The 8,805-nt window shown below is 67.0% G+C and carries 9 protein-coding genes; all 9 read left to right on the forward strand.

Translation table 11 applies throughout. From position 1 onward, the window contains the following. A partial coding sequence (locus JYJ84_RS21295; protein WP_205189434.1) for a type IV pilus secretin PilQ occupies positions 1-1,285 on the forward strand: 1,285 nt, incomplete at its 5' end. A gap of 40 nt (positions 1,286-1,325) precedes the next feature. Then, positions 1,326-1,880, forward strand: a complete 555-nt coding sequence (locus tag JYJ84_RS21300) for a shikimate kinase (protein WP_122944213.1) — start codon at positions 1,326-1,328, stop codon at positions 1,878-1,880. Beyond that, positions 1,877-2,956: a 3-dehydroquinate synthase gene (gene aroB / locus JYJ84_RS21305; protein ID WP_089439053.1), complete on the forward strand. Its 1,080-nt coding sequence runs from the start codon at positions 1,877-1,879 to the stop codon at positions 2,954-2,956. The genes JYJ84_RS21300 and aroB overlap by 4 nt, the downstream gene beginning before the upstream one ends. 41 nt (positions 2,957-2,997) lie before the next feature. Further along, positions 2,998-4,206 carry a deoxyguanosinetriphosphate triphosphohydrolase gene (locus tag JYJ84_RS21310; protein WP_175222797.1) on the forward strand — a complete coding sequence of 403 codons (1,209 nt, stop codon included), beginning with the start codon at positions 2,998-3,000 and terminating at the stop codon, positions 4,204-4,206. 90 nt (positions 4,207-4,296) lie between these two features. Beyond that, on the forward strand, positions 4,297-5,631 hold the full coding sequence (gene ugpB, locus JYJ84_RS21315) for a sn-glycerol-3-phosphate ABC transporter substrate-binding protein UgpB (protein WP_175222796.1): 1,335 nt from the start codon (positions 4,297-4,299) through the stop codon (positions 5,629-5,631). A gap of 103 nt (positions 5,632-5,734) precedes the next feature. After that, positions 5,735-6,619: a sn-glycerol-3-phosphate ABC transporter permease UgpA gene (ugpA, locus tag JYJ84_RS21320; protein WP_122944217.1), complete on the forward strand. Its 885-nt coding sequence runs from the start codon at positions 5,735-5,737 to the stop codon at positions 6,617-6,619. Then, positions 6,616-7,461: a sn-glycerol-3-phosphate ABC transporter permease UgpE gene (ugpE, locus tag JYJ84_RS21325; RefSeq protein WP_089444814.1), complete on the forward strand. Its 846-nt coding sequence runs from the start codon at positions 6,616-6,618 to the stop codon at positions 7,459-7,461. Before ugpA ends, ugpE begins: the two co-directional genes overlap by 4 nt. A 32-nt stretch (positions 7,462-7,493) precedes the next feature. Next, a complete protein-coding gene (locus tag JYJ84_RS21330) occupies positions 7,494-8,579 on the forward strand; it encodes a sn-glycerol-3-phosphate import ATP-binding protein UgpC (protein WP_174958672.1) in 1,086 nt (361 codons plus the stop codon). 28 nt (positions 8,580-8,607) lie between these two features. Further along, a partial coding sequence (locus tag JYJ84_RS21335; RefSeq protein WP_275890734.1) for a glycerophosphodiester phosphodiesterase family protein occupies positions 8,608-8,805 on the forward strand: 198 nt, incomplete at its 3' end.

Genomic DNA, 8,805 nt, shown 5'->3' on the forward strand with positions numbered 1-8,805 from the left:
GCTGAATCTGCAGGGTGCGGGGCTCGCGGCCGCGTTCGACGCGTTCGCGCGGTTCACCGGGCTCAATATCGTCGTCGGCGAACAGGTGCGCGGCACCGTCACGTTACGTCTGAACAATGTGCGCTGGCGCGACGCCTTCGACACGCTGCTCGACACGCACGGGCTCGCGATGTCCCGGCGGGGCAACGTGATATGGGTCACGCCGGCGGCCGAGCTGGCCGCGCGCGAACGCGAGCGCTTCGAAATGCACGCACGGGCCGCCGATCTGGAGCCGCTGGCGAGCCGCACGTTCGCGCTGCACTACCCGCGCGCGCAGGACGTGCAACGGTTGCTGGCCGGTGCGACGGGCCAGCGGCTGCTGTCGAAACGCGGCGCCGCGGCGGCCGATCCGCGTACGAACCTGCTGTTCGTCACCGATCTCGCGCCGCGTCTCGACCAGATCGCGAGCCTGATCGATGCGATCGACCGGCCGTCGCGGCAGGTCCGGATCGAGGCCCGCATCGTCGAGGGCGAGCAGGGTTTTTCGCGTAATCTCGGCGCTCGCGTTGCGCTGCGGGCGCAGGAGCGGCCGCCGTCGGGCGAGAGCGCCACGTTCACGGCCGGTGCGCGCAACGCGCTCGACCTTGCCGCGCGGCCGCTCGGCGGCTTCGAAGCGGCAACCGCGGGCTTTACGCTGTTCGCCGCGCCGCTCAGCCGTGTGCTCGACGTCGAACTGAGCGCGCTCGAGGCGCAGGGGCGGGGTCAGATCGTTTCGAGTCCGCGCGTGGTGACCGCCGATCGCGTCAAGGCCATCGTCGAACAGGGTTCGGAGTTGCCGTACCAGGCGAAGGTCGGCAACGGCGTCAGCGGCGTGCAGTTCCGCCGGGCGACGCTCAAGCTCGAGGTCGAGCCGCAGATCACGCCGGACGGGCGCGTGGTGCTCGACCTCGACGTGACGAAGGACAGCATCGGCGAGCCGACCGCGGCCGGCCCGGCGATTCATACGAAGCACGTCCAGACGCGCGTCGAGGTCGAGAACGGCGGGACGGTCGCGATCGGCGGGATCTATGAGCAACTGAACCGGAACGATGTGACGCGCGTGCCGCTCTTGGGCAAAATACCGTTTCTGGGCGCGCTCTTCCGGCACCGCGCGCAGCGCGATCAGCGCAACGAACTGGTCGTCTTCATCACGCCGACCGTCGTCGATGCGCGCTGCGATGCGCGCGGCGCGGGCAGCGCGGATGGCAAAGAAACAGGGCCGGAAGCCGCCGGCGCAGGCTCGACAAGGCAGCCGCTTTGCCAGTAAGCTGCGCCACACACCAGCAAGATTGAAGCAGAGGAAGCCGTTGCAAGCGCGGGACCCACATGCAAGCGTATTTTTCGTCGGCCTTATGGGAGCGGGTAAGACCACCGTGGGCCGCGCGGTCGCGCGTCGTCTCGACAGGACGTTCTTCGACTCCGACCACGAAATCGAGGCCCGCACGGGCGCGCGCATTCCGACGATCTTCGAGATGGAGGGCGAGGCCGGGTTTCGCGATCGCGAAACGCAGGTGATCGCCGAGCTCACGCAGCGCGAGAACATCGTGCTCGCGACGGGCGGCGGCGCGGTGCTGCGCCCGGAAAATCGCGATTGCCTGAAAAGCAACGGCATCGTCATCTACCTGCGCGCCAATCCGCACGACCTGTGGCTGCGCACGCGCAAGGACAAGAACCGCCCGCTGCTGCAGACCGAAGATCCGAAGGGGCGTCTCGAAGCGTTATACGAAGTGCGCGACCCGCTGTACCGCGAATGCGCGGATTTCGTCATCGAGACCGGCCGTCCGTCGGTCAACGGTCTCGTCAACATGGTACTGATGCAACTCGAACTGGCCGGCGTCATCGCCAAGCCGCTACAAGCATGATTACTGTCAACGTCGATCTGGGCGACCGCGCCTACCCGATTCACATTGGCGCCGGCCTGATCGGCCGCGCCGAGCTGTTCGCCCCGCACATCAAGGGTTCGTCCGTCACGATCGTCACGAACACGACGGTCGATCCGCTCTACGGCGATGCACTGCGCGCGGCGCTTGCACCGCTCGGCAAGCGCGTGTCGACAGTCGTGCTGCCGGACGGCGAGGCGTACAAGAACTGGGAAACGCTGAACCTGATCTTCGACGGCCTGCTGACCGACCGCGCGGACCGCAAGACGACGCTCGTCGCGCTCGGCGGCGGCGTGATCGGCGACATGACGGGCTTTGCCGCTGCGTGCTACATGCGCGGCGTGCCGTTCATCCAGGTGCCGACGACGCTGCTGTCGCAGGTCGACTCGTCGGTCGGCGGCAAGACGGGCATCAACCACCCGCTCGGCAAGAACATGATCGGCGCGTTCTACCAGCCGCAGGCCGTGATCGCCGACATCGGCGCGCTGACGACCCTGCCCGACCGCGAACTGGCGGCCGGCGTCGCCGAGATCATCAAGACCGGCGCGATCGCCGATGCGGAATTCTTCGACTGGATCGAGGCGAACGTCGACGCGCTGAACCGTCGCGACCCGGCTGCGCTCGCGCACGCGGTGAAGCGCTCGTGCGAGATCAAGGCGAGCGTGGTGGCGGCCGACGAACGCGAAGGCGGCCTGCGCGCGATCCTGAACTTCGGCCACACGTTCGGCCACGCGATCGAGGCCGGGCTCGGCTATGGCGAGTGGCTGCATGGCGAGGCGGTCGGCTGCGGGATGGTGATGGCGGGCGACCTGTCGGTGCGGCTCGGCCTGCTCGACGAAGCGTCGCGGCAGCGCCTCGATGCGGTGATCGCGGCCGCGCACCTGCCGACCCGCGGGCCCGCGCTCGGCGATGCGCGCTACATGGACCTGATGCGCGTCGACAAGAAGGCCGAGGCCGGCGCGATCAAGTTCATCCTGCTGAAGCGATTCGGCGATACGCTGATCACGCAGGCGCCGGACGAAGCCGTGTTCGCTACACTGGCCCAGACCACCCGCTAACGGCGGCCCGGATGCCCCGGCGCCCCTGACATGGAGGAGACGTGAGCGAGACATCCAGCAGCACACTGCCCGAAGCCGGCCACGCATCCACTGCGCCGGTGGCCGAGCCGCCGACCCTGGCGGCGCTGGAAGCCCATCTCGCTCCGTATGCCGCTCACGCGTCGCAATCGCGCGGCCGTCGTCATCCGGAAACACCGCCGGCGGCGCGCACCGAATTCCAGCGCGACCGCGACCGCATCGTCCACTCGACCGCATTTCGCCGGCTCGAATACAAGACGCAGGTCTTCGTCAATCACGAAGGCGACCTGTTCCGCACACGTCTCACTCACAGTCTCGAAGTCGCGCAGATCGCACGCTCGGTCGCGCGCAACCTGCGTCTGAACGAGGATCTCGTCGAGGCGATCTCGCTCGCGCACGATCTCGGCCATACGCCGTTCGGCCATGCCGGGCAGGACGCGCTGAATGCCTGCATGCGCGAGCATGGCGGCTTCGAGCACAACCTGCAGAGCCTGGCGGTCGTCGACGAGCTCGAGGAGCATTACGGCGCGTTCAACGGGCTGAACCTGTGCTTCGAGACCCGCGAAGGCATTCTTAAGCACTGCTCGCGCGAGAATGCGCGCAAGCTCGGCGCGCTCGGCGAGCGCTTCCTGCAGGGTCGCCAGCCGTCGCTCGAAGCGCAGCTTGCCAACATCGCGGACGAGATCGCGTATAACAACCACGACGTCGACGACGGCCTGCGTTCCGGCCTGATCACGATCGAACAGCTCGCGGAAGTCGAGCTGTGGCAGCGCCACTACGAGGCGGCGCTCGCCGAATTCCCGCACCTCGAAGGCCGCCGTCTCGTGCACGAGACGGTGCGCCGCATCATCAACACGCTGATCGTCGACCTGATCGACGAGACGACGCGCAACCTCGCGCGCGTCGCGCCCGCGTCGCTCGACGACGTGCGCGCCGCGCCGCCGCTCGTGTCGCACAGCGAATCTGTCGCCGCCCAGGCGGCCGCCCTCAAGCGTTTCCTCTTCAAGAACCTCTATCGCCACTACAAGGTGATGCGCATGGCGAGCAAGGCGCAGCGCGTCGTCACCGGGCTGTTCGAGGCGTTCATCGACGATCCGCGGCTGCTGCCGCCGCCATACCAGTCCGACGACGCCGCGCAGCAGCCGCGTCTCGTCGCGCACTACATCGCCGGCATGACCGACCGCTTCGCGCTGAAGGAGTATCAGCGCCTGTTCGTCATCAGCGACAACTGACTGTCACAAACGATCACTAGACTTCGCCGGTTCAATGGCGATGGGAATGTTGCACGCGCTGTTGGTAACGTTTTCATAGGAGAGAGATCGATGAAGAAGAAGCCTGCGGGGACCATGGTTCGTTCGATCGCGCTCGGCGGCGCGCTGATGTTCGGGGCGCAGCACGTGGCGTTCGCCGCGACGGAGATCCAGTTCTGGCATGCGATGGAGGCCGCGCTCGGCGAGCGGGTCAACCTGATCGCCGACCAGTTCAACGCGTCGCAGAGCGACTACAAGATCGTGCCGGTCTTCAAGGGCACCTACGACCAGGCGCTCGCGGCCGGCATCGCCGCTTATCGCAGCGGCAACGCGCCGGCGATCCTCCAGGTCTATGAAGTCGGCACGGCCACGATGATGCAGGCGAAGAAGGCCGTCGTGCCTGTCTACGACGTGTTCAAGCAGGCCGGCGTGCCGCTCGACGAAAAGGCGTTCGTGCCGACCATCGCGAGCTACTACAGCGACGCGAAGACGGGCCATCTCGTGTCGATGCCGTTCAACAGCTCGACGCCAGTGCTGTACTACAACAAGGACGCGTTCAAGAAGGCCGGCCTCGATCCGAACCAGCCGCCGAAGACGTGGGCCGACGTGCAGGCCGATGCGGAGAAGCTGCGCAAGTCGGGGATGGCGTGCGGCTTCACGACCGGCTGGCAGGGCTGGATCCAGCTCGAGAACTACAGCGCGTGGCACGGGCTGCCGTTCGCGAGCCGCAACAACGGCTTCGACGGCAACGACGCGGTGCTCGAATTCAACAAGCCGCAGCAGATCGCGCACGTCGCGTTCCTGCAGCAGATGGCGAAGGACGGCACGTTCACGTACGCGGGCCGCAAGGATGAAGCGTCGGCGAAGTTCTACAGCGGCGACTGCGGGATCATGACGACGTCGTCGGGCGCGCTCGCGAACGTGCAGAAGTTCGCGAAGTTCAGCTATGGCACGGGCATGATGCCGTACGACGCGAACGTGAAGGGCGCACCGCAGAACGCGATCATCGGCGGCGCGAGCCTGTGGGTGCTGGCCGGCAAGGATCCGGCAACCTACAAGGGTGTCGCGAAATTCCTCGCGTACCTGGCCTCGCCGGCCGTTGCCGCGAAGTGGCACCAGGACACGGGCTACCTGCCGGTCACCACGGCCGCGTACGACCTGACGCGCCAGCAGGGCTTCTACGCGAAGAACCCGAGCGCCGAAACCGCGATCAAGCAGATGCTGAACAAGCCGCCGCTGCCATACACGAAGGGGCTGCGCCTCGGCAACATGCCGCAGATCCGCACGGTGGTCGACGAGGAATTCGAGCAGGTCTGGGCGCAGAAGAAGTCGCCGAAGGATGCGCTCGATTCCGCGGCTTCGCGCGGCGACGAACTGCTGCGCCGCTTCGAGAAGTCGGGCGGCTGAGCCCGCATCGCACCGTGCCGCCGGCCGCGCCGCATCCCGGATGGATGCACGCGCCGGCCGGCGGCACGCCCCCCTTTCCGTTGCGCCTGACCGGATCTCCGCGATGCAATCCCGTTCCCGTTTCGGCACGAGCCTGTTGCCGTACCTGCTGATCGCGCCGCAGCTCGCGATCACCGCCGTGTTCTTCCTGTGGCCGGCCGGCGTCGCGCTGTGGCAGTCGACGCAGATGCAGGACGCGTTCGGCACGTCGAGCGAATTCGTCGGCTTCGCGAACTTCACACACCTGTTCGCCGATCCGCTGTATCTCGATTCGTTCCGCACGACAATCGTGTTCAGCTCGCTCGTCACGGTGAGCGGGCTCGTCGTGTCGCTGATCCTCGCCGCATGCGCCGACCGCGTGATCCGCGGCGCGCGCGTGTACCGCACGCTGCTGATCTGGCCGTACGCGGTCGCCCCGACGATCGCCGCCGTGCTGTGGGCGTTCCTGTTCAATCCGAGCATCGGCCTGATCACCTATGCGCTCGCGAAGAGCGGCATCGTGTGGAACCACGCGCTGAACGGCGGCCAGGCGATGTTCCTGGTCGTGCTCGCGTCGGTGTGGAAGCAGGTGAGCTACAACTTCCTGTTCTTCTACGCGGGCCTGCAGGCGATCCCGCGCTCGCTGATCGAGGCGGCCGCAATCGACGGCGCCGGGCCGGTGCGGCGCTTCTTCAACATCGCGCTGCCGCTGCTGTCGCCCACCAGTTTCTTCCTGCTGGTCGTGAACCTCGTGTACGCCTTCTTCGACACGTTCCCGGTGATCGACGCGGCCACCGGCGGCGGCCCCGCGCAAAGCACCAAGACGCTGATCTACAAGATTTTCGCGGAGGGCTTCCAGGGGCTCGACATCGGCAGCTCGGGCGCGCAGTCGGTCGTGCTGATGATCATCGTCGTCGGGCTCACGGTGATCCAGTTCCGCTTCGTCGAACGCAGGGTGCAATACGCATGATCGAGAATCGCAAGGGCTTCGACCTGTTTTGCCACGCGGTGCTGATCGCGGGTGTCGTGCTGATCGTGTTTCCCGTCTACGTTGCGTTCTGCGCGGCGACGATGAACGCGCAGGAAGTGTTCACGGTGCCGCTGTCGCTCGTGCCGAGCACGCACCTGTTCGAGAACGTCGCGTACATCTGGGGGCACGGCAGCGGCGGCACGACGGCGCCGTTCGGCCGCCTGCTCGTGAACAGCTTCGCGATGGCGCTCGGCATCGCGGTGGGCAAGATCGCGGTGTCGATCCTGTCCGCGTACGCGATCGTCTATTTCCGCTTCCCGTTCCGCAACACGGCGTTCTGGCTGATCTTCATCACGCTGATGCTGCCGGTCGAGGTGCGGATCTTCCCGACCGTGCAGGTCGTGTCGACGCTGCACCTGACGAACACCTATGCGGGGCTCACGCTGCCGCTGATCGCATCGGCGACCGCGACGTTCCTGTTCCGCCAGTTCTTCATGACGCTGCCCGACGAGCTGATGGATGCCGCGCGCATCGACGGCGCGGGGCCGCTGCGGTTCTTCTGGGACGTCGTGCTGCCGCTGTCGAAGACGAGCATCGCGGCGCTGTTCGTGATCACGTTCATCTACGGCTGGAACCAGTATCTGTGGCCGATCCTGATCACGACGGAGGCATCGCTGTCGACGGCGGTGGTGGGTATCAAGACGATGATCGCGAGCGGCGACGCCGCAACCGAATGGCAATACGTGATGGCGGCGACGCTGCTGGGGATGATCCCGCCGCTCGTCGTCGTGCTGGCGATGCAGCGCTGGTTCGTGCGCGGCCTCGTCGATTCCGAGAAATAAACAATGGACGGTAACCGGGAGAAGGACCAGGTATGGCTGCGCTGAGCTTGAAGGGCGTCAGGAAATCCTACGACGGCAAGCAGCACGTGCTGCATGGCATCGACGTGGAGATCGCCGACGGCGAATTCATCGTGCTGGTCGGCCCGTCGGGCTGCGGCAAGTCGACGTTGCTGCGGATGATCGCGGGGCTCGAGACGGTGACGGACGGCGAGATCGCGATCGGCGAGCGCGTCGTCAACGCGCTGGAGCCGAAGGATCGCGACATCGCGATGGTGTTCCAGAACTATGCGCTGTACCCGCACATGACGGTCGCGCAGAACATGGGCTACGGGCTGAAGATCCGCGGGATCGAGCGCGCGACGATCGACTCGCGCGTCGCCGCGGCCGCGAAGATCCTCGAGCTCGAGCCGCTGCTCGCACGGCGGCCGCGCGAGCTGTCGGGCGGCCAGCGACAGCGCGTCGCGATGGGGCGCGCGATCGTGCGCGAGCCGTCGGTGTTCCTGTTCGACGAGCCGTTGTCGAACCTCGACGCGAAATTGCGCGTGCAGATGCGGCTCGAGATCCAGCGGCTGCATGCACGGCTCGCGACGACGAGCGTCTACGTGACGCACGACCAGATCGAGGCGATGACGCTCGCGCAGCGCGTGATCGTGATGAACCGCGGCTACGCGGAGCAGATCGGTGCGCCGGTCGACGTGTACGAGAAGCCGGCGACGGTGTTCGTCGCGGGCTTCATCGGCTCGCCCGCGATGAACCTGATGCACGGCCGGCTGTCGGACGACGGCGCGACGTTTACGGTTGCAGGCGGCGGCCCTGCGCTGCCGGTTGCCGGCGCGCCCGGCATCGGAACCGCGATCGCCACCGGGCGCGACTGGGTGCTCGGCGTGCGTCCCGAGCACATGACGCCGCAGCCGGGCGTCGCGCAGGCCACGTTGCCGGTCGATTCGTGCGAGCTGCTCGGCGCGGACAATCTCGCGCATGGCCGCTGGGGCAATCACGATGTTGCGGTGCGCCTGCCGCACGCAGACCGCCCCGCGCGCGGCACGGCGCTGGCGGCCGCGCTGCCTGCGCACCGGCTGCATTTCTTCGATCCCGAGACCGGCAAGCGTGCCGCCTGAACCTGCTGTACCTGCCGAGAGACCGACGATGACAATTCGTACCGACTGGCCCTATCCGCGCGTCGTCGCCCATCGCGGCGGCGGCACGCTCGCGCCGGAGAACACGCTCGCGGCGCTCGACGAAGGCGCGCGCCGTGGCCACCGGATGGTCGAGTTCGACGCGAAGCTGTCGGCCGACGACGTGACGTTCCTGCTGCACGACGACACTGTCGACCGCACGTCGAAC

Origin of the sequence: Burkholderia sp. LMG 13014 (assembly GCF_905232215.1) — a bacterium.
In the GTDB taxonomy this organism is placed as follows: Bacteria; Pseudomonadota; Gammaproteobacteria; order Burkholderiales; family Burkholderiaceae; genus Burkholderia.